This window comes from Bacillus sp. HMSC036E02, assembly GCF_001836235.1.
Lineage (GTDB): Bacteria > Bacillota > Bacilli > Bacillales > Bacillaceae_G > Bacillus_A > Bacillus_A cereus.
In genome coordinates this window covers 118,251-139,571 of the sequence record NZ_KV827881.1, presented here as the reverse complement: position 1 = coordinate 139,571, position 21,321 = coordinate 118,251, and the positions used below count along the sequence as shown (strand labels likewise).

Below are 21,321 nucleotides of genomic sequence, written 5' to 3'. Positions count from 1 at the left end.
ACACGGGTTCGAATCCCGTACGGGTCATACTAAAAGAGATAGCATAATCTGCTATCTCTTTTTTGTTGTATAAAGGTGGACTTTGGATAGTCTGCTTTTTTATGCAATAGAAGAAATATGAAGTATGGGCTGTTGCAGTTGGGTATAGAGAGCGGTAAATACAATCATGTTGTTTATTTACCCCAGCTGTATGGCTGTAGCCTCCTACACTTGGAGAAACCGATGAAAATAAATAATATATAGAAGAAGCTGCTTCTTTCAACAGGTGTGATCTACTGGAGACAGCTTTTTTATGTTGTCATTATTGTCGAGTTTTGTCGGTAAGTCGATATATTGCAAAAATCGCTGATATAATTTGAGTTACGATCGATAAATTTTAATAATCGCTGATATATTTGGAGTTACGGTCGATATATTCTAAAAATCGCCGATATAATTTCACTTACCGATGAAAACCACAAGAAAAACCCTTTCACAATCTAAAGAAAACGCCTCCATTGAAATGGATTCCACACCTATTCCAATAACTTTACACTCTATGTGAAAAAGTTCACAAATAGGTCATAATTTGTGAAGTAATTCACAATAATACGTGCTACAATATGAATGTAAAGAAGTTAAACAACATTAAATTAGTATTTTAATTAATTACTTAAACAATCATAAAAAAATATATGTGAACAATAGAGAGGGGAAATTACCATGAAAAAAGGTATCAATCGTGTAGTATTAGTAGGAACAGGAGCTGTAGGTTGTAGTTACGCTTACTCAATGATCAACCAAGGTGTAGCTGAAGAATTCGTATTAGTAGATGTTAATGAAGCAAAAGCAGAAGGGGAAGCAATGGACTTAAGCCATGCGGTACCATTCTCTCCATCACCAACAAAAGTTTGGAGCGGTAGCTATGCAGATTGTAAAGATGCAGATTTAGTTGTTATCACTGCTGGGTTACCACAAAAGCCAGGTGAAACTCGTTTAGACTTAGTTGAGAAAAATACAAAGATCTTTAAACAAATCGTTCGCGGCATTATGGATAGCGGATTCGATGGAATCTTCTTAATCGCAACTAACCCAGTTGATATTTTAACTTACGTAACTTGGAAAGAATCTGGTTTACCGAAAGAGCGCGTAATCGGTTCTGGTACTACTTTAGACTCTGCTCGTTTCCGTTACATGTTAGGTGACTACTTAGATGTAGATCCACGCAACGTTCATGCTTACATCGTTGGTGAACACGGTGACACTGAACTTCCAGTATGGAGCCACGCTACTATCGGTGTACAAAAATTAGAAACAATCTTAGCTAACAACGAACAGTACAAACAAGAAGACTTAGACAAAATCTTCGAAAACGTACGTGATGCAGCTTACCATATCATCGAGCGTAAAGGTGCAACTTACTACGGAATCGGTATGTCACTACTTCGTGTAACTAAAGCAATCTTAAACAACGAGAACAGCGTATTAACTGTATCTGCATACCTTGAAGGTCAATACGGCGAGAAAGATGCTTACGTAGGTGTTCCAGCTGTAATTAACCGCGAAGGTGTACGTGAAATCGTAGAACTTGAGCTAAATGAAGAGGAAAAAGCGAAATTCGCTCATTCTGTAAAAGTATTAAAAGAAACAATGGCACCAGTACTATAATAATTGCTAAATAATTCAGAGGTGGGAAACTGCTTCTTACCTCTGAACTTATATAATTTAATATAAATTCCTTTTCCGGTTTCCCTTGTATATCCCCAATATACCCCTTTTGCTGGATAAGGGTCGTTTATAGAAAAGAGCACTCTATTTTACGTAGAGTGCTCTTTATTATTCCGCTATTTGTCGGGCAGTAAAAACCCACTGATTAAAGTTTCAATTTATTATTTTTTAGGTGTTAATCCTAATTTCTTTAAAATATCTGCCAGTGTACCGCTTTTGGATTTTTCTACAGGTGTTTGTGATTTAGATGCATCTGGACCTTTTTTCAAGAAGTTCCTTTCAACGAAGCGAATATCTTTTTCGTCGACAATACCATCTTTATTAAGGTCTCCGTCTTTTACAGTTAGTTCTTTTTTACCATAGTTGCTAGCGATAATTTCAGCATCTTTAATATCGATTACTTTATCACCATTTACATCGCCGGCAAGGTTTTCGTCAGGTCTTGCATAATAATATTGGCCAAGCAGCTTACCGTCTTTTTCAGTACCAAGTTTCGTTGTTAGGCGGCTTGTTAAATGTCTTGGCACCTCTACATATAAGTTATAGTCGCGTTTATTAACTGGAAGTTCATTTAGTTTGAAGTATCCGTATTTATCTAGTGAGCCTTCAAACTTATGACGGTAAGAATCAGTCGCATATACTTTTACGCCAAGCTTTGTATAATCGAACTTTTCATCTAAATATCCGCATTCATTTAAGAACGCACCAGGTTTAATATTTCCTTCTACTAGTGAGTTTAAGGACATAACTGAGAATGTTTGATCTTGAAGTACACGCATTCTATTTGGTTCTGATTCACCTTGTTTCCAGTAAACAAAAATTGGTGACTCTAATTGAGCGTTTGCCTCATAAAATTCATCATTTTCTACTTTGAAAGTTACATCAATGAACGGGAAATCACCATCTAATCCAGCAAAGTTTTTGTCATCGATAGCGCCGCCAACTGTAACAGAACCTGCCTCTAGTTTCGGTTCATTTACTTTTGCGGTTACTCCTTTGTCGGAAAGTAGCTTTTCAAAAGCAGGATTAAATTTCGCATTTTAATAAAATTATGACAAAAAATATTGATAAACATTTTTTTATGATAGATTATTTTGTTTTGATTTTGAGTGGAAAATAGCATGAAAAGTAGGATAAACCTACTAAAATAAAGATTGAGAAAAAATAATAAGAAAAAATATACAAGGGTAATAAAGCGTTTTCAATGAATATTCGTCAAAATTCGATATTTTACACGGAAATGTGAAGAAAAACTAACATTTTTAAGAAAAAAACGAATGTTTTTTATAAATTAACAAGGATATTGCAGTTTTTCGCAGAAATAGTTAAAGTATAAAAAATTCTGTCATCTAAGTGAGGTGAGCATATTGAGTGTAATAAATTGTGAAGAAGTGAAACGAGATGAGTTTCATACAGAAAAGTACTATGAAAGTTATAACATCTTTGGCGCACATGTTGTGACGGAAGATGAGATTCAAGGGGTACGATTTACAGTGTGGGCTCCTCATGCGAAAGCAATGAGTGTTGTTGGAGATTTTAATGAGTGGGATTATGAGCAACATAAGATGCTACAAGTGACAGAAGAAGGGATTTGGTCCTTATTTATACCGCATATTGAAGAAGGAGAAATATATAAATATGCGATTGAAACGTTGGCTGGTGACGTCATTTTAAAGGCAGATCCGTATGCTATATATGCAGAAGTAAGACCGAATACGGCATCTGTAGTTTTTGATATAAAAGGATATGAATGGAATGATAAAAACTGGAATCGTAAGAAAAAGAAAAAACCGATTTATAAAGAAGCGATGACAGTTTATGAATTACATTTTGGTTCTTGGAAAAAGAAAGAAGATGGAACACTATATTCTTACAGGGAAATGGCAGAAGAACTCATTCCGTATGTGGTGGAACATCAATTTACACATATTGAAATTATGCCGCTTGTTGAGCATCCATATGATCGTTCTTGGGGATATCAAGGAACGGGATATTATGCAGCGACGAGTAGATTTGGTACACCGCATGATTTAATGTATTTTGTCGACGAATGTCATAAATATGGAATCGGTGTCATTTTAGATTGGGTACCGGGGCACTTTTGTAAAGATGCTCACGGTTTATATTTGTTTGATGGCACACCGACCTATGAATATAAAGATAAAGATGTACAAGAAAATCTAGTATGGGGAACTGTCAATTTTGATTTAGGAAAGAGAGAGGTACGTAATTTCTTAATTTCAAATGCGTTATTTTGGATGAGATATTTCCATATTGATGGTTTCAGAGTAGATGCAGTTGCGAACATGTTGTACTGGAATAAAGAAGGACAAGAGCAAAGTAATGAGTACGCTGTGTCATTTTTACGGGAGTTAAATGAAGCAGTGTTTGCAGAGGATGAAGATTTTCTTATGACGGCAGAGGATTCAACAGCTTGGCCACTTGTAACAGCACCAACGTATGAAGGTGGGCTTGGATTCAATTACAAATGGAATATGGGCTGGATGAATGACGTGCTGAAATATATGGAGTGTGCGCCAGAGTACAGAAAATATATTCATGAGAAAATGACGTTCTCTTTACTATATGCTTACTCTGAAAACTTCATATTACCCCTTTCTCATGATGAAGTCGTTCATGGGAAAAAGTCGTTATTAAATAAAATGCCAGGTGATTACTGGGATAAGTTTGCTCAGCTTCGTTTGTTATATGGATATTTCTTTACTCACCCAGGAAAGAAATTACTTTTCATGGGAGGAGAATTCGGGCAGTTTGATGAGTGGAAAGACCTTGAAGATTTAGATTGGAATTTACATGATTTTGAAATGCATCGTTATATGCATGATTACTTTAAAGAGCTCATAGCATTGTATAAGCGCTCAAAACCACTTTGGCAGCTTGATCATTCGCCTGAAGGTTTTCAGTGGATTGATGCTAATAATAACGAGCAAAGTATTTTCTCGTTTATCCGCCAAGGGGATAAACAAGAAGATGCGTTAGTTATCGTATGTAATTTTACGAAAGCTACATATGAAAACTATAAAGTAGGTGTACCAGATTTCGAGTATTATAACGAGATTTTAAACAGTGATGCACAGCAATATGGCGGTTCGGGACAAGTGAATAAGAAACGTCTTAAGACGATTCTAGAACCGTACCATAATCAAGCAGCACATGTAGAGATTACAATTCCACCATTTGGCGTATCCATATTACGACCAGTGAAGACGAGAAAGGGGAGCAAAAAACAAGATGGCTCAAAAACAAAAGTGCGTAGCAATGTTACTAGCAGGGGGAAAAGGTAGTCGTTTAAGTGCATTAACAAAGAATTTAGCCAAGCCAGCTGTTCCATTTGGTGGTAAATATCGCATTATTGATTTTACGCTAAGTAACTGTGCGAATTCTGGTATTGAAACGGTTGGGATTTTAACGCAATATCAACCACTCGAACTTCATAATTATATCGGAATCGGAAATGCGTGGGATTTAGACCGAGTAAACGGTGGGGTCACAGTCTTACCTCCTTATGCGGAGTCTTCAGGGGTTAAGTGGTATACAGGTACGGCAAGTGCCATTTATCAAAACTTAAACTATTTAAGTCAGTATGAACCGGAGTATGTTCTCATTTTATCAGGCGACCATATTTATAAAATGGATTACAGTAAGATGCTAGATTACCATATTGAGAAAGAATCGGACGTATCCATTTCTGTTATTGAAGTACCTTGGGATGAAGCAAGTCGCTTTGGCATTATGAATACAAATGAAGAAATGGAGATTGTTGAGTTTGAAGAGAAACCGCAATTTCCAAGAAGTAATCTTGCATCAATGGGAATCTATATTTTTAATTGGTCAATTTTGAAAGAGTATTTAGAGATGGATGCAAGAAATCCTGAATCTAGTAACGATTTCGGAAAAGACGTACTTCCGCTTTTATTGGATGAAGGGAAGAAGCTAATGGCGTATCCGTTTGAAGGATATTGGAAAGATGTTGGAACGGTGAAGAGCTTATGGGAAGCGAATATGGATTTGCTTCGCGATGAAACATCACTGAATTTAAACGATCGTAATTGGCGTATTTACTCTGTCAATCCAAACGAACCGCCTCAATATATTGCTGAAAAGGCGAAAGTAGAAGAATCGCTTATTAACGAAGGGTGCGTCATTGAAGGGGACGTGAAGCATTCTGTGTTATTCCAAGGAGTGACGGTGGAAGAAGGAAGTATGGTGATTGATTCTGTCGTTATGCCAGGGGCTAAGATTGGTAAAAATGTTGTGATTGAAAGAGCGATTGTTGGATCAGAAATGGTTATCGAAGATGGAACAATCATTCGTCCAGAAAAGAATGTTGACGATGTAGTATTAATTGCTGAAGGGAAATAGAAAAGGGGGATGAAATGAATGGGAGAAAAAATGTTAGGAATTATTAATGCAACGGGAAGTTTTCCTTCCTTAAAGAAAGTAACAGGGCATCGTTCACTAGCGGCGTTACCGTTTGGGGGCCGTTATCGACTCATTGATTTCATGCTTTCAAATATGGTGAATTCTAGTATTCATAGTGTGGCAGTTTTTACAAGCCATAAAAATCGTTCGTTAATGGACCATGTTGGTTCAGGAAAACAGTGGGATTTAGATAGAAAACGAGACGGACTATTTTTATTCCCGCCAAACTGCCAATGTGACCAAGATGAATTTGGGTCTTTTGCACACTTTAGAAGACATATTGATTATTTTCTAAGAAGCAGAGAAGAGTACGTTGTTATTACGAATAGCCATCTCGTAACAGCATTAAATTTTCAAGCGGTGTTAGAGCGACATATACATACGGCAGCTGATATTACGGAAGTTTGCCATGAAGGGGTTTCGCTTCAAACATATGTGTTAAAGAAACAATTATTGTTAGACTTATTTGAGTCATATAAAGATGTGGAACAATACAGTTTATTTGATGTAGTGAGAGAAAAGCGCGGGAAATCATTACACATTGCTACATATGAACATACTGGATATGTAGCAATTATTGACTCGATTGAAAGTTACTATAAACATAGCTTAGAAATTTTGCAACCTGCTATTTGGAAGCAATTATTTAAGAAAGAAGCACCGATCTTTACGAAAGTAAAAGATGAGCCACCAACTCGTTATCTAAAGGGTGCAGTTGTGAAAAATACAATGATTGCAAACGGTAGTATTATTGAAGGGGAAGTCGAAAACAGTGTTGTTTCCCGTTCAGTTAAAATTGGAAAAGGTTCAATTATTCGTAACAGTATTATTATGCAAAAGAGCCAAATTGGAGATAACTGTATAATAGATGGTGTTATTATTGATAAAGACGTGAAAATTGGTGACGGTGTCGTATTAAAAGGAAACGCCGATGGGCCGTATGTTGTAGAAAAAGGAAGCGTACAAAACAGTACGATTAATAGTTATTCTTAAAAGAATCAGTGGGGGTCTTCCTCCACTGATTAAAGTTTTAATTCAAATGAAAACTCGAAGGGAGGAAGCTGCAAGGGAAGTAATAAAAACTTTTCGCGCAGTGGGACAACAAGTGAATATTTTATTTGCAGTATCAGAATGTGTACCGTTTGTGAAATCGGGAGGATTAGCTGATGTAGCGGGTGCGCTCCCAAAAGAGCTGAAAAAATTAGGAGTGGACGTTCGTATTATACTTCCAAATTATAGCCTCATTCCGCAAAAGTTAAGAGATGGATGTACGTTACATAAAGTAATTAACGTCCCGCTTGGGTGGAGAAATCAATATTGTGGAATTTTAAAAGGTGAGCAAGACGGAATTACGTATTACTTAATAGATAATGAATATTATTTTAAGAGAGATTCTCTGTATGGTCATTATGATGACGGAGAGCGTTTTTCTTATTTCTCAAAAGCGGTGTTAGAGTGTATTCCGCACCTTGATTTTGAAGTGGATGTTCTTCATAGCCACGATTGGCATACGGCTATGGTTAATTTCTTACTTCGTGAAAAGTATCAAGATAACCCGTTATATGAGCGTATTAAAACGGTATATACAATTCACAACTTGCAGTTCCAAGGAGTATTTCCTCCTGAAGTGATGTACGACTTGTTAGAGCTTGGTGATGAATATTTTCATAGTGAGCAGCTAGAGTTTTATGGAAACGTAAACTTTATGAAAGGCGGTATTATCGCTTCGGATCAAATTACAGCAGTTAGCCCGACATATAAAGAAGAAATTCAACATGAGTTTTTCGGTGAGAAGTTAGATGGATTACTGCGAAAATATAATGATAAGCTAAGCGGCATCGTAAATGGTATTGATACGAGCGTATATAATCCAGAAACGGATTCGTATATTACTGCTCAGTACGATGCAGATTCATTATATGAAAAGAGTGAAAATAAACGCGCCTTGCAGCGTTATTTTGGTTTGCCAGAAAAAGAGGATACACCAATTATTTCAATGGTAACGAGATTAACGAAGCAAAAGGGGCTTGATTTAGTACGTACTGTATTCCGTGAAATAATGGAGGAAGATGTACAATGTATTATTTTAGGATCAGGTGATTTGGAATATGAGCAATTCTTTGAGTGGATGGCATACGAGTATCCTGAGAAGGTAAAAGTGTACATCGGATTTAATGAAGAATTAGCTCACCAAGTATATGCGGGAAGTGATTTATTTTTAATGCCATCACTGTTTGAACCGTGTGGACTTGGACAACTTATCGCATTAGCTTACGGTACGATTCCAATTGTAAGAGAAACAGGCGGATTAAACGATACGGTACAATCTTATGATGAAGAAACTGGAGAAGGAAATGGTTTCAGTTTCACGAACTTTAATGCACATGACATGTTGCACACAGTTCTTCGTGCAATTGAATTTTATCACGATAAACCGGTATGGGAGCAGCTTGTAAAGCAAGCGATGACGGAAGATTATAGCTGGGAGAAGTCAGCTCTTGCTTATAAGAAATTGTATAAAAGTCTCATGGAATAACATGTAGGTGGTGAAGAAATGTTTACTCATGTTGAAAGTTTCAAATCAGCTTTTCTAGAAAAGTTAGAGACGATGTATGGTAAAAGTTTCAAAGACTCTACAACACGTGATCAATACAATACGCTTGGGTACATGGTGCGTGAATATATGAATGGTCAATGGATTGCAACGAACGAGAGTTATCGATCCGGAGAGCAAAAGCAAATGTATTACTTGTCTATTGAGTTTTTGCTTGGACGTTTGCTTGGAAGTAACATCTTGAATTTAGGTATTCGAGATGTATGCGAGCAGGGGTTATCTGAACTAGGGATTTCGTTACAAGAGTTAGAAGAAGTGGAAGCAGATGCAGGCCTTGGTAATGGTGGGCTTGGACGCTTAGCAGCCTGTTTTCTCGATTCACTTGCATCTTTAAACTTGCCAGGACACGGCTGTGGAATTCGTTATAAACATGGTTTGTTTGATCAGAAAATTGTTGATGGTTATCAAGTTGAATTTCCAGAACAGTGGCTTCTTCATGAAAACGTATGGGAAGTAAGAAGGCATGATCAAGCTGTAGAAGTAAGTTATTTCGGCAGTGTTGAACCGCTAGAAATTGACGGGCGTTTAGAGTTTAGGCATACAAATGCAGAAATCATTATGGCCGTGCCATATGATGTGCCGGTAGTTGGCTATGAGACGAGTACTGTAAATACACTTAGACTTTGGAATGCTGAACCAGTTCCTTTCCCGCAAAACTGCAAAGATATTTTGAAATATAAGCGTGAAACAGAGGCTGTATCGGAGTTTTTATATCCAGATGATACGCATGATGAGGGGAAAATACTTCGTTTGAAACAACAGTATTTCCTTGTATCAGCAAGTTTGCAAAATATCGTTCGTATGCATAGAGAAAGATATGGTGATCTTCGTCAATTACATGAGAAAATTGCGATTCATATTAATGATACACATCCAGTTTTGGCGATTCCAGAATTGATGCGTATTTTATTAGATGAAGAAAAACTAGCATGGGAAGAAGCTTGGCACATAACGACGCAAACGATTTCTTATACAAATCATACGACGTTATCAGAAGCGCTTGAGAAGTGGCCAATTCACATTTTTAAACCGTTATTACCGAGAATTTATATGATTATTGAAGAGATTAATGAACGTTTCTGTCATGAGCTTTGGGAACGTTATCCGTATGAATGGCATCGTATTGAAGAGATGGCGATTATTGCACATGATCTTGTGAAAATGGCTCATTTGGCAATTGTCGGTAGCCATAGCGTAAACGGTGTAGCAAAAATTCATACGGAAATTTTAAAGCAACGTGAAATGCGATTGTTTTATGAGTTTTATCCAGATAAGTTTAATAATAAAACGAATGGGATCGCTCATAGACGCTGGTTAATGAAGGCGAATCCACAGCTGACAAACCTTATTTCAGAGGCGATTGGAACAGAGTGGAAGAAAGAACCGATTAAGCTTCAAGAGCTACAATTAGTTCAATATGATGCGAGTTTCCAAGAGAAATTTGCAGAGGTAAAACAAGAGCGTAAAGAGATTTTAGCGGAGCGTATTCATAATACAATGGGGATTACCATTGATCCAAATTCTATTTTTGATGTGCAAGTGAAAAGATTACATGCTTATAAACGACAATTATTAAATGTTCTTCATATTTTATATTTGTATAACCGTTTGAAAGAGGATGCTAGTTTTACATTTTATCCGCGTACTTTTATTTTTGGAGCGAAAGCATCACCTGGCTATTATTACGCGAAAAAAATTATTAAATTAATAAATGAACTCGCAAGAAAAGTAAATAATGACCCGTATGTCAGTCAATATATGAAAGTTATCTTTCTAGAAAACTATCGAGTTTCTTTAGCAGAAGATATATTCCCAGCGGCGGATGTAAGTGAACAAATTTCAACGGCGAGTAAAGAAGCATCGGGAACAGGTAATATGAAATTTATGATGAATGGTGCGATTACACTCGGAACGCTAGACGGTGCTAACGTTGAAATAAAAGACCGGGTCGGTGATGATAACTGTTTCATTTTCGGTTTAACAGCCGAAGAGGTTCTTCATTACTATCAAAATGGTGGATATCGTGCAAGTGATTATTATCACCACAATGGGCACATTAAAAAGGTAGTAGATCAGTTAACGAATGGTTTCTTTGCACAGTCGGGAGCCGAATTTGAAGCAATTTACGATTCTCTCGTTATTCAAAATGATGAATATTTCGTTCTGCGAGATTTTGGTCCATATGCTGAAAGACAAGAAGCTGTCGGTAGAGCTTATGAGAACCGAACGAAGTGGCTAGAAATGTCGATTTTAAATATTGCACAGTCTGGTCATTTTGCGAGCGATCGAACGATTTTGCAGTACAGTAATGAAATTTGGGGTATTGGTAATGCAGTTAAACAGTTTTAAAGAGGTTGCTATATTGGGAGATATATTATCGATTTACCAACAGAAATGGATATTAATAAATAAAACGTGCTTAATAAAATTAAGCTCGTTTTATTTATTTTGCTTAAGAAAGAAATGGAACAGTGGTATATATGATACCTGCCCCATCATACTCTCCTGTCGCAAAGTATGAAAATGTAAAGAAACCTGTAACCGTAAAAATTATAATAAGGAAAAATGCGAAGATAAATTTTAACATGTAAGGTCCCCTCATCCAAAAATAACTTCATAGATTATTATAGTATACGAATATTTTATTTCCAATTGTTTACTGGTTAAAAATGAGAAGTCAGACATGTTTTGTATGTTGTAATGGAATGATTATTTGTAATGGATTTTGTGTTTTTTGTAAATGTCATGTTGTGATGGACGTGTGCATACTCCCAATCATGATCATTAAAATTTATGTTTCGGGGAGGGAGAAGTGGGACGACATCGAATAAGTTGACGAAACGAAAGCTACTAGCTACTTGTAGTTTATAATAATTTCGAAAAGCGATATCTCCTACTTTTGGAGAAGCGAATGTATAAAGTCCATACTGTGCGAAGGCAGTATTTATACGTGCATCTAATATGTGTAATGTGGCAAGCGCGCCACCTAGACTATGCCCAGTAGCTAGCAGTTTTTTATGTGCTGGCAATGATACGAGCATATCCATAATAGAATCACGACAAGACTCATAAATAGAGAGAAAACCGTTATGGACATTTCCGCCATTTAAAGCATAAGGATAAGGTTTTTGATTGACGAGAGAATCAATAATCCAATCTGGATCTGTTTGAGTGCCTCTGAAGGCAACGATAATTGTATCCTCAGATTCTAATATAAATCCGAACCATTCTGTTGTTTGAATGGCCTTTCCTTGAAAACCTTGTACATATTGAAAACCATCTGGTATTTCGAAAATACCATTTTGTTTATATTGTTCATACGTTAACTCACAACAAGAAGCTAACAGTATGGCAGTTTCTTTATCAAAGGATAAAGGAGTACGCATTAAGGTAGCCCTCCTTAAGAAAAGGTATAGTTTAATATATGCGGTGAGGAACTTGATTCATTCTTTTGGAGGTGGGGAATAGCTTGTATCGCTTACCTAAATCAGTGGAGGAAATTATAATGGCAAAATAAAACAGTGCCTGATAAGGGCACTGTTTACTCTTTTTCATCTCAAGGAATCGACTTTTTTAGTTATTCTTAATGAACTGACGCATGCGTTAGTTGCATAAGTAAGAGGTTTGAAAAAATAGCCTGTATATATTTGAATGATGAATAACTTACCTATTTTCTTGTGTTTGTTTGCGTTACATACAGAAAAAATTCGGAAAATAAAACATATTATTTATCTGTTTGTTTTTGCTTCTTTTTCAAATACTCCGTACGCAATTTTTCAAGTTGCTGCTTTTTATCAAATTTGGCAGGCTTCTGTTTTTCATGGAACTTTGCCACAGCTACCTGACTTTTGGAATCCAATTGATATTTTCCCACTTTGTTCACCTACTTTTCTTGTCTCTAAAGAGAATCTACTCAACAAATATAATATACCTTATTTTCCTGAAGTAAACCTTATTACTTTATTTTAACTGCTTTTTCTCGTTTGTAGACGTAAATTAAAACACCCTTTCACTTTATTACTGCAAGCAAGGGTGTTTTAATTTTATTATTTTATTAGTTGATGGCCATGCCCACATAAGGGCACAGTTTACTCTTTCCCATCTAATAAACGACCAAGGCCACCTAATACACTACCTTCGCCAGTACTTTGCGCTGCTGGGCTTGTAAGGCGTGCTGCTAATCGGCTAAGTGTTAAGGACTGAATCCAAACTGTTCCAGGTCCTTCTAACGTTGCGAAGAATAAACCTTCGCCGCCAAATAGAGCTGTTTTTACTTTTCCAACGAACTCGACATCATAGTTAATGTCTTTTGTCATAGCAACGAGACAACCTGTATCAATGCGAAGTTTCTCACCAGGTTTTAATTCACGTTTATATACAGTTCCACCTGCGTGCATGAAAGCAAGACCGTCACCTTCAAGTTTCTGCATGATAAAACCTTCACCACCGAAGAAACCAGTTCCTATTTTTTTCGTAAATTCAATTCCGATAGAAACACCTTTTGCGGCACAAAGAAAGGCGTCTTTTTGACAAACTACTTTTCCTTGATATTCTGTTAAATCTACAGGAATAATTTTACCAGGATAAGGAGCAGCAAATGAGACGTGGCGTTTGCCGTGACCTGTATTTGTAAATACAGTCATAAACATACTTTCGCCTGTAACGAGACGCTTACCAGCGCCCATTAATTTTCCGAATAAACCTCCAGATGGGCCAGAACCATCACCGAAGATTGTTTCCATTTCTATGTAATCTTCCATCATCATCATTGCGCCAGCTTCTGCGATCACGCTTTCTTCTGGATCTAACTCAATTTCAACAAACTGCATATCATCTCCGTATAACTTATACTCGATTTCATGTGCTCTCATTTTTTTCACCTCGTATGTAATAGATACTTATATTGTACAGAATTTAATAGGATTAGAATACTTTAGTTTTGTTAATTTTCAAATAAAGTGGAACAAACCAAAACTGATTATCAGCTCCCGCCAATCAAGCTGTCCGCAAATACCGGGCTAAAATATGAATATGGAAATTCAACATTATATTAAAATTATAAAAAAATGGTGGAATGAAAGTGTTCTCATTTGACGTTTTGGATATAGCGTGATATAGTGAAATCACTATTGAGCTACATAATGTGGTACGGAAATAAAGCACGTTGAATTAAAGGCTGTAAGCTTGTTATACATTCATGTCCTTTATATCCACCTTTTCATGTGGATTCATAGTTTCATTTTTATTTAGGAGGTACATGACATGCAAACAGGTAAAGTTAAATGGTTCAACAGCGAAAAAGGTTTCGGTTTCATCGAAGTTGAAGGTGGAGACGATGTATTCGTTCACTTCTCAGCTATCCAAGGTGACGGATTCAAAACTTTAGAAGAAGGTCAAGAAGTTTCTTTCGAAATCGTTGAAGGTAACCGTGGACCACAAGCTGCTAACGTTACAAAAAACTAATTAGCTAGCGATAAAAAGCATTCCGATTTTCGGAATGCTTTTTTTTTATTCTTTGGAACTCGACTCATTTGAAGATAATTCGCCCTTAAAGGTACGCTCTTCAAAGTCATCAAGCATTTGTTCATATTCTTCATGTTCTTCCGTAGCGAAAACTTGCGGATTTTTTCCATACATATCTGTACCAATAAAGTTTTCGAAATCTTCTACGTATCCTACATTTTCCTCACTGTTTACGTACATGCCATTATAGTTTTTCGAATCTCGTCTTTCTAAATCAGACGGTGTTTCAGACGTTCCATAATTGGCAACATCTTGCCACGCATCTTCTGCATCGTACTCAACAGAGCGATCCTCATCGTGTTTATGGAAAGAGGGAGACAATACTTCTTCTTCAACTGGTCGTGTATTCATATTTAGCTTATTTGTCGCGTGCTGGACGCATGTTGTAGCAGTCGGCATTGCTTCTAATCTTTCAAATGGAATTTCTTCGCCAGACACTTCGCAAATGCCGTACGTACCCGCTTCTATTTTTTGCAAGGCATGTTTCGTATCCTCTAGCTGTTTATGCCAAAGTTCAATAAGCCCGAAGTCTTTTTCACGTTCATATAGCTCTGTTGCCATATCAGCTGGATGGTTATCATAGCTAGATAATTCTCCAACAGACTCACGTTCAGATGCACGATCTTCATTTTCGTGTGTTTGTATCGTTTGCTCTAGTTCTTGTTTTTGTTTTTCTAAAATGGATTTAAATTGACCTACTTGTTGTGGAGTTAACATAGTCGTCCACCTTCCTACAATTCAGTTTCTTTACATAGTATGAGCGTTGCGAGTAGGAATTATGAGATGAATTTTAGATATGAAAAAGGAGCCGCATAAGCAGCTCCTTTTATAGAAAGTATCCAAGTAATAATCCGATTCCCATGAGGAGACCGAAGATCGTATTTGTTTTTGCTGTTGCAATCATCGCAGGTACCATTTCCATTGGAATGCTTTTGCCGATAAAGCCTTTCGTCGCTTTAAATGCTTTCGGTGCACTTAAAAATACGATAAGCATCCATGGTGATACGATGCCCACGATAATTAAAGCAATTGTCCAAATGTAGGAAACGATGAACATAGAAGCAAGTACACCAACCGCTCTTTCACGTCCAACGAGAATTGCTAACGTTTTACGACCGTTTTCTTTATCGCCATCTAAGTCACGAATATTATTAGCTAGTAAAATGGCACCAATTAAAATGGAGCTTGGAATAGATAGTAAAATGACTTCTGATGTTACAGTTCCAGTTTGAATAAAGAATGAAATTCCAATAATGATAACACCCATAAATAATCCGGCTGTTAACTCTCCAAATGGTGTATAGGCAATGGGAAGTGGGCCACCCGTGTAAAGGTAAGCAACGGCCATACAAACAAGACCGATTCCAGCAAGCCACCAGCTAGAATTCATACAAATATAAACACCTAATAGTATTGCGATGCAGAAAAATCCAAATGCTAAGTTAAGCACTGTTTTTGGCTGAATGCCATCGCGAACGATAGCGCCGCCGATACCAACTGAACCTTCGTGATCGAGTCCTCTTTTATAATCAAAGTATTCATTAAACATGTTTGTTGCTGCCTGAATGAGAAGACAAGCAAGAAGCATTATAAGGAAAAGAGGGAGATGTATTTGATTTATACCTCCGACCTGCATTGCATAGGCTGTTCCGATGAAAACAGGAACGAAAGCTGCTGTTAATGTATGGGGACGTAGTAAACTCCACCAAATGCGCCAGCCTGTTTGCTTGCTTGGTTTTGGCGCCGTAGGAGAGGAATTCGTTTCGACGTTCATTTCCATGTTGAATCCTCCTTTGGTCACATATTGTACACAACTAAGTGTAGAAAAAGCATCATTTAGTGTCAACGTTTATTTTCTAGGAAGAGAAGGTGAATTTCTCAGAAATGCTAAACGTTGACAGGCCTTTCGTTTGAGGTGTATCTTAAAATCAAGCGTAATTATGACTATTTTTCGCCCATAGGGGGGAGACAATTGTGATTCAAACGAAACAAAAAGGCTTGCAAGAAGTTCTTAGTGCAGCTATTAAGCATGCAACTGATGAAAAAATATTGGTTAGTTTTGTAAAACAAATAGACTGGATGGATCCGCTTCTGTTTTATGCAGCAGGAAAAAGGATTGCATTGGAAAATAGATGTTATTTTGCAGATCCAGCTCAGCATGTAATATTTGCTGGAATTGGCTCTGTTTTCACTATAGCAAATTCTTCTCACAAACGCTTTCAAGCGGCTCGTGACGAGTGGGATAAAGTAAAAGAGAAAGCATTTGTACAAAGAGAAAAATATGAATTTGGAACAGGTCCTCTTTTATTTGGTGGATTTTCATTTGACCAAGAAAAAGAGAAAACGGACTTATGGAAAGAATTCGATGATACGACATTTTCACTACCAGCATTTTTATTAACTGTAAAAAATGAAAAAGCATGGTTAACGATGAATACATTCGTTTCAGCAACAGATTGTGCAGAAACTCTTTATAACGAAATTGTTTCTTTAGAAGAGAAAATTTTTGGGGAGAGTAAATGTGCATTAGAAGGACCGAAATTAACAGTTACTTCTAAAGTGGAAGTGGATCCGAAAGGCTGGATGAAAGCCATTGAGAAAGTGCAAGATGAGATGAAGCAGGGTAACGTGCAGAAGGTTGTATTAGCGAGGGAGCTAAAAGTAGAAATGGATCATCATATTGATTCTGCTCTTGTTTTAGAAGCACTTCGCATTGGGCAACCGGATTGTTACGTATTTTCTTTTGATTATAAAGGAGCATGCTTCTTAGGAGCGACGCCAGAGAGGTTAATTCGCAAAGAAGATGAGAAGTTTACTTCGATGTGTCTTGCTGGTTCAACTGGTCATGGTCAATCTATAGAAGAAAGTAAGCGAAATAGTAATGCGCTTCTTCATGATGAAAAGAATTTAGCTGAACACGGTTATGTTGTGAACATGATCAGGTCGGTATTAAATGAGCACTGCGAATACGTTAATATTCCGGAGAGTCCAGGTCTATTAACAACGAAAAACTTAATTCATTTATATACGCCTGTAGAGGGAAAAGGCACTGCGAGTCTTTTAACGATGGTAGAAGAATTACATCCAACACCAGCTCTTGGCGGGACACCTCGTTTGGAAGCGATGAAACTGATTCGTGATGTTGAATTGTTAGACAGAGGATTATATGGTGCACCGATTGGCTGGATAGATGATGAAGGAAATGGTGAATTTGCGGTTGCACTTCGCTGCGGATTATTAAATGGCGAGAAAGCATCCTTATTTGCCGGTTGCGGGATTGTAATTGATTCAGTACCGCAACTTGAATATGAAGAGACAAGTTTGAAGTTTAGACCGATGCTTGGTGCTTTGGAGGAATTAATGAAATGAACAATCATATAGAAGCATTATCATATTATTTAGGCGCGTTCGTGGATGAACTGACGCGTCTAAATGTATGTGATGTTGTCATTAGTCCAGGCTCACGGTCAACGCCGATTGCTCTACTAATGGAACAACACGAAGGAATGAACACATATTTACATGTAGATGAAAGATCTGCAGGATTTTTTGCGCTCGGTATCGCAAAAGCGAAAAAACGTCCGGTTGCATTATTATGTACGTCAGGAACGGCAGCAGCGAACTACTATCCAGCTGTATGTGAAGCTTTCCATTCACGAGTGCCGCTTATCGTCTTAACAGCAGATAGACCGCATGAATTAAGAGATGTCGGTGCACCACAAGCGATGAATCAATTTAATTTATACGGTACGTTTGTGAAGCAATTTACAGAGATGGCACTTCCAGAAGCGAGTGAAGCGATGTACCACTACGCTCGCATGACAACGCAGCGCATGATAGCAAGTGCTTGTTTAGCGCCGCAAGGACCTGTTCATCTTAATTTTCCAGTTCGCGAACCGCTTATCCCGGACTTTTCATTAGAAAGTTTATGGGATAAAGGACGCGGGGAATATACAGGAGTAGTTCAGCAAGGGAACGTGATGATGCCGAGTGAATATGTAGATTCTCTTGTAGGGCGCCTTTCACATATGGAAAAGGGGCTTATTATTTGTGGAGATGATAGTCATTCAGAAATCGCAGCATTTGCAACGCAATTAGCTGAAAACATAGGATATCCAATATTAGCGGATCCACTTTCTAACATTCGTAGCGGACACCACGATAAAACGATGGTAATCGACTGTTACGATACATTTTTACGAAATGAACTGTTAAAAGAAACGTGGAAGCCGGAAGTTATAATTCGTTTTGGTGGTATGCCTGTTTCAAAAGCATTAACGCAGTTCATCAAAAAACAAACGAAAGCTGTTCATATCGTTGTTGACGAGTCTGGACAATGGAGAGATCCAGCTCTCGTTGCGACAGAAGTTGTACAGGCAAGTGATATTGCATTTTGCAGTGCATTAATAGAAAAAATGCCAGTTATGAAAAAGAATGATTGGTCCCGGATGTGGCAACATATAAACGAAAAAACGAAGGAAACGCTTCGTGAAATGGAAACATATGAAACTGCATTTGAAGGAAAAGTTATTACAGATATTGTCCGCGTATTACCAGAAGGAGCAACGTTATTTGCGAGTAATAGTATGCCAATTCGTGATACAGATTCATTCTTCTTCACATCAGATAAAAATATTCAAGTGATGGCAAACCGCGGTGTGAATGGGATTGATGGCATCGTTTCAACAGCTTTAGGAGCGAGCATGATTTGCGATCCGCTCGTATTAGTGATCGGTGACTTATCATTCTATCACGATTTAAACGGATTATTAGCAGCAAAATTACACGAATTAAATATAACGATTGTCGTTGTAAATAATGACGGTGGCGGTATTTTCTCATTCTTACCACAGTATGAGAAAAAGGAACACTTCGAATCATTATTTGGTACTCCAATTGGGCTTGACTATGAGCATGTTGTTAAAATGTACGGTGGTTCATTTAGCCGGGTAAATGGTTGGGAGCAATTCCGAGAAGAGGTACAAAAAGGAACGACGACAAAAGGTTTACACGTTGTAGAAATTTGTACGAACCGTGATGAAAACTTAACATTGCACCGGAAATTATGGGCAAAAACGCAGGACGTAATTACTACATACTTGCAAGGTGAATCAAAATGAACGTAACGCTGCAAGGTGTATCGTATGAATATGAAGTTGTCGGAAGCGGGGAACCACTTCTACTTCTTCATGGTTTTACGGGAAGTATGGAAACTTGGCGTTCCTTTATTCCTTCTTGGAGCGAGCAGTTTCAAGTCATTTTAGTAGACATTGTTGGGCACGGAAAAACGGAAAGTCCTGAAGATGTGACGCATTACGATATTCGAAATGTAGCATTGCAAATGAAAGAACTACTAGATTATCTTCATATTGAAAAAGCACATATACTTGGCTATTCAATGGGCGGTAGACTGGCGATTACGATGGCGTGTCTATATCCAGAATATGTACATTCTCTTTTGTTAGAAAATTGTACAGCCGGGCTCAAAAGTGAAGAGGATAGAAAAGAACGTCGTGAAAAAGATGAGCGACTTGCTCATAAAATTGAGCGAGAAGGCATCAATAGCTTTGTATCAATGTGGGAAAATATTCCGCTGTTTGAAACGCAAAAAAGTTTAGCACAAAACGTACAAGAAGCAGTGCGAAAAGAACGACTTGCTAACAACCCAAAAGGGCTCGCAAATAGCTTACGCGGCATGGGAACAGGGGCTCAGCCTTCATGGTGGAATGAGTTGCCAAACTTAAAAATACCTGTTCTTTTAATGAACGGGGAGCATGATGAAAAGTTCTTTTGCATATTAAAAAACATCGAAAAATGCGTCTCTGACGCGAAATTTGTCAAAATTGATGGTGCTGGCCATGCAATTCATGTGGAACAACCGGAAAAGTTTGATACAATAGTAAAGGGATTTCTAAAAACTATGCAGTGATGCTTTTTCATCTAAGAAGGAAGCTACACTTATAGAGGAGATCAGAAATATACAAGGAGGTAGTTGTAATGGCTATTGAATGGGTAAAAGAAGGCAATTACGAAGATATTATTTATTCAACATACAATGGTATCGCAAAGATTTCGATTAATCGCCCTGAAGTACATAACGCATTCCGTCCTAAAACGGTAATGGAGTTAATCGACGCTTTTGCACAAGCTCGTGATGATGCAAATGTTGGCGTTATCATTTTAACAGGTGAAGGTGGACGTGCATTCTGTTCTGGCGGCGACCAAAAAGTTCGTGGTCATGGTGGATATGTAGGTGACGACCAAATCCCACGTCTAAACGTATTAGACTTACAACGTCTAATTCGCGCAATTCCTAAACCAGTTATCGCAATGGTAGCAGGTTATGCAATCGGTGGTGGACACGTACTTCATATCGTATGTGACTTAACAATCGCTGCAGACAACGCTGTATTCGGACAAACAGGTCCTAAAGTAGGAAGCTTTGACGGTGGATACGGAGCTGGTTACTTAGCTCGTATGGTAGGCCACAAGAAAGCTCGCGAAATTTGGTACCTATGCCGTCAATACAGTGCTGGGGAAGCACTTGATATGGGCTTAGTAAATACAGTAGTACCATTAGAACAACTTGAAGCAGAAACAGTACAATGGGCACAAGAGATCTTAGCAAACAGCCCAATGGCACTTCGTTTCCTAAAAGCTGCATTCAACGCAGACACAGACGGTCTAGCTGGTATTCAACAACTAGCTGGAGATGCAACGTTATTGTACTACACAACTGACGAAGCAAAAGAAGGTCGCGACGCGTTCAAAGAAAAACGCAGTCCGGACTTCGGTCAATTCCCTCGTTTCCCTTGATCAAATCAAAAGCGTAGCCGACTGCTTAGCCCCGCTGGCTAAGGTTCTTTCGCACAGAAAGTGTTTTTTACTTTCTTGTGCGGAAGGTTCTTAGACGGAAGGGGCTAGGAGGCGCAGCTAGATGAAACCAAAAGCGGAAGCAGCTCGTTCAGAATGTGAGGGGGATGGAGCTTCTGACGTAGAGGCGTTTTTTGCCTCGTAGGAAGAAGTGAAGCCAC

General features: G+C 37.9%; 18 protein-coding genes and 1 pseudogene. 11 read left to right on the top strand and 8 right to left on the bottom strand.

Going from position 1 to position 21,321, the window contains the following annotated elements; all coding sequences use genetic code 11:
- On the bottom strand, positions 1 to 262 hold a 262-nt coding region (locus tag HMPREF2590_RS30585; protein ID WP_218117803.1), incomplete at its 3' end, for a hypothetical protein.
- 440 nt (positions 263 to 702) lie between these two features.
- Here HMPREF2590_RS30585 and HMPREF2590_RS27710 point away from each other — a divergent pair.
- Positions 703 to 1,647: an L-lactate dehydrogenase gene (locus HMPREF2590_RS27710; protein ID WP_000715339.1), complete on the top strand. Its 945-nt coding sequence runs from the start codon at positions 703 to 705 to the stop codon at positions 1,645 to 1,647.
- Between the two features lie 221 nt (positions 1,648 to 1,868).
- Here HMPREF2590_RS27710 and HMPREF2590_RS30205 read toward each other — a convergent pair.
- Positions 1,869 to 2,747: pseudogene (locus tag HMPREF2590_RS30205) on the bottom strand (dockerin type I domain-containing protein); the annotation flags it as partial.
- 327 nt (positions 2,748 to 3,074) lie between these two features.
- Between HMPREF2590_RS30205 and glgB the strand changes: the two are divergent.
- The 5 genes from glgB to glgP all read left to right on the top strand — a co-directional run bounded on the left by glgB (position 3,075) and on the right by glgP (position 11,113).
- A complete protein-coding gene (gene glgB / locus HMPREF2590_RS27700) occupies positions 3,075 to 5,012 on the top strand; it encodes a 1,4-alpha-glucan branching protein GlgB (protein WP_000111398.1) in 1,938 nt (645 codons plus the stop codon).
- A complete protein-coding gene (gene glgC / locus HMPREF2590_RS27695; protein WP_000057604.1) occupies positions 4,960 to 6,090 on the top strand; it encodes a glucose-1-phosphate adenylyltransferase in 1,131 nt (376 codons plus the stop codon). Before glgB ends, glgC begins: the two co-directional genes overlap by 53 nt.
- A gap of 18 nt (positions 6,091 to 6,108) precedes the next feature.
- Entirely contained in the window at positions 6,109 to 7,143 is a 1,035-nt protein-coding gene (glgD, locus tag HMPREF2590_RS27690) for a glucose-1-phosphate adenylyltransferase subunit GlgD (protein WP_000504164.1), read from the top strand.
- Positions 7,144 to 7,255: 112 nt separating this feature from the next.
- Positions 7,256 to 8,686: a glycogen synthase GlgA gene (gene glgA, locus HMPREF2590_RS27685; RefSeq protein ID WP_050822219.1), complete on the top strand. Its 1,431-nt coding sequence runs from the start codon at positions 7,256 to 7,258 to the stop codon at positions 8,684 to 8,686.
- An 18-nt stretch (positions 8,687 to 8,704) separates the two neighbouring features.
- A complete protein-coding gene (gene glgP, locus HMPREF2590_RS27680; RefSeq protein ID WP_050822157.1) occupies positions 8,705 to 11,113 on the top strand; it encodes a glycogen phosphorylase in 2,409 nt (802 codons plus the stop codon).
- A gap of 103 nt (positions 11,114 to 11,216) precedes the next feature.
- On the opposite strand, the gene HMPREF2590_RS31000 is transcribed toward glgP, so the two are convergent.
- From HMPREF2590_RS31000 to HMPREF2590_RS27660, 4 genes are all read right to left on the bottom strand, one after another.
- Positions 11,217 to 11,351, bottom strand: coding sequence for a hypothetical protein (locus HMPREF2590_RS31000; RefSeq protein WP_000911064.1), 135 nt, complete (start codon positions 11,349 to 11,351; stop codon positions 11,217 to 11,219).
- Between the two features lie 76 nt (positions 11,352 to 11,427).
- Complete coding sequence (locus HMPREF2590_RS27670; protein ID WP_001260134.1) at positions 11,428 to 12,150, bottom strand: lipase family protein; 723 nt, start codon at positions 12,148 to 12,150, stop codon at positions 11,428 to 11,430.
- 338 nt (positions 12,151 to 12,488) lie between these two features.
- Positions 12,489 to 12,638 carry a hypothetical protein gene (locus HMPREF2590_RS30580; RefSeq protein ID WP_000521639.1) on the bottom strand — a complete coding sequence of 50 codons (150 nt, stop codon included), beginning with the start codon at positions 12,636 to 12,638 and terminating at the stop codon, positions 12,489 to 12,491.
- A gap of 214 nt (positions 12,639 to 12,852) precedes the next feature.
- Entirely contained in the window at positions 12,853 to 13,635 is a 783-nt protein-coding gene (locus HMPREF2590_RS27660) for a TIGR00266 family protein (protein WP_001201257.1), read from the bottom strand.
- Between the two features lie 391 nt (positions 13,636 to 14,026).
- Here HMPREF2590_RS27660 and cspD point away from each other — a divergent pair, with 391 nt between their 5' ends.
- Positions 14,027 to 14,227 carry a cold-shock protein CspD gene (cspD, locus tag HMPREF2590_RS27655; RefSeq protein WP_001193054.1) on the top strand — a complete coding sequence of 67 codons (201 nt, stop codon included), beginning with the start codon at positions 14,027 to 14,029 and terminating at the stop codon, positions 14,225 to 14,227.
- Between the two features lie 45 nt (positions 14,228 to 14,272).
- Here the strand turns inward: cspD and HMPREF2590_RS27650 are convergent, their stop codons facing one another.
- Both HMPREF2590_RS27650 and HMPREF2590_RS27645 read right to left on the bottom strand, forming a co-directional pair.
- Positions 14,273 to 15,004 carry a yteA family sporulation protein gene (locus HMPREF2590_RS27650; protein ID WP_050822156.1) on the bottom strand — a complete coding sequence of 244 codons (732 nt, stop codon included), beginning with the start codon at positions 15,002 to 15,004 and terminating at the stop codon, positions 14,273 to 14,275.
- A gap of 109 nt (positions 15,005 to 15,113) precedes the next feature.
- Complete coding sequence (locus HMPREF2590_RS27645) at positions 15,114 to 16,067, bottom strand: 1,4-dihydroxy-2-naphthoate polyprenyltransferase (RefSeq protein ID WP_050822155.1); 954 nt, start codon at positions 16,065 to 16,067, stop codon at positions 15,114 to 15,116.
- A 194-nt stretch (positions 16,068 to 16,261) separates the two neighbouring features.
- Between HMPREF2590_RS27645 and HMPREF2590_RS27640 the strand changes: the two genes are divergently transcribed.
- From HMPREF2590_RS27640 to menB, 4 genes are all read left to right on the top strand, one after another.
- A complete protein-coding gene (locus tag HMPREF2590_RS27640) occupies positions 16,262 to 17,656 on the top strand; it encodes an isochorismate synthase (protein ID WP_000616749.1) in 1,395 nt (464 codons plus the stop codon).
- The gene (menD, locus tag HMPREF2590_RS27635) at positions 17,653 to 19,407 is read left to right on the top strand and encodes a 2-succinyl-5-enolpyruvyl-6-hydroxy-3-cyclohexene-1-carboxylic-acid synthase (protein ID WP_001059217.1); all 1,755 of its coding nucleotides are present in this window, start codon (positions 17,653 to 17,655) and stop codon (positions 19,405 to 19,407) included. Before HMPREF2590_RS27640 ends, menD begins: the two co-directional genes overlap by 4 nt.
- Positions 19,404 to 20,216: a 2-succinyl-6-hydroxy-2,4-cyclohexadiene-1-carboxylate synthase gene (gene menH / locus HMPREF2590_RS27630; RefSeq protein WP_001103347.1), complete on the top strand. Its 813-nt coding sequence runs from the start codon at positions 19,404 to 19,406 to the stop codon at positions 20,214 to 20,216. The genes menD and menH overlap by 4 nt, the downstream gene beginning before the upstream one ends.
- Positions 20,217 to 20,284: 68 nt before the next feature.
- Positions 20,285 to 21,103, top strand: a complete 819-nt coding sequence (gene menB / locus HMPREF2590_RS27625) for a 1,4-dihydroxy-2-naphthoyl-CoA synthase (protein ID WP_000963884.1) — start codon at positions 20,285 to 20,287, stop codon at positions 21,101 to 21,103.
- Positions 21,104 to 21,321 lie beyond the last annotated feature (218 nt).

Excerpts from the sequence above, each read along its gene's own strand:
- menH (WP_001103347.1), top strand. The coding sequence starts at position 19,404 with ATGAACGTAACGCTGCAAGGTGTATCGTATGAATATGAAGTTGTCGGA.
- HMPREF2590_RS27710 (WP_000715339.1), top strand. The coding sequence starts at position 703 with ATGAAAAAAGGTATCAATCGTGTAGTATTAGTAGGAACAGGAGCTGTA.
- glgD (WP_000504164.1), top strand. The coding sequence starts at position 6,109 with ATGGGAGAAAAAATGTTAGGAATTATTAATGCAACGGGAAGTTTTCCT.
- menD (WP_001059217.1), top strand. The coding sequence starts at position 17,653 with ATGAACAATCATATAGAAGCATTATCATATTATTTAGGCGCGTTCGTG.
- glgC (WP_000057604.1), top strand. The coding sequence starts at position 4,960 with ATGGCTCAAAAACAAAAGTGCGTAGCAATGTTACTAGCAGGGGGAAAA.
- HMPREF2590_RS27660 (WP_001201257.1), bottom strand. The coding sequence starts at position 13,635 with ATGAGAGCACATGAAATCGAGTATAAGTTATACGGAGATGATATGCAG.
- HMPREF2590_RS27650 (WP_050822156.1), bottom strand. The coding sequence starts at position 15,004 with ATGTTAACTCCACAACAAGTAGGTCAATTTAAATCCATTTTAGAAAAA.
- menB (WP_000963884.1), top strand. The coding sequence starts at position 20,285 with ATGGCTATTGAATGGGTAAAAGAAGGCAATTACGAAGATATTATTTAT.
- HMPREF2590_RS31000 (WP_000911064.1), bottom strand. The coding sequence starts at position 11,351 with ATGTTAAAATTTATCTTCGCATTTTTCCTTATTATAATTTTTACGGTT.
- glgP (WP_050822157.1), top strand. The coding sequence starts at position 8,705 with ATGTTTACTCATGTTGAAAGTTTCAAATCAGCTTTTCTAGAAAAGTTA.
- cspD (WP_001193054.1), top strand. The coding sequence starts at position 14,027 with ATGCAAACAGGTAAAGTTAAATGGTTCAACAGCGAAAAAGGTTTCGGT.
- HMPREF2590_RS27670 (WP_001260134.1), bottom strand. The coding sequence starts at position 12,150 with ATGCGTACTCCTTTATCCTTTGATAAAGAAACTGCCATACTGTTAGCT.
- HMPREF2590_RS27645 (WP_050822155.1), bottom strand. The coding sequence starts at position 16,067 with ATGGAAATGAACGTCGAAACGAATTCCTCTCCTACGGCGCCAAAACCA.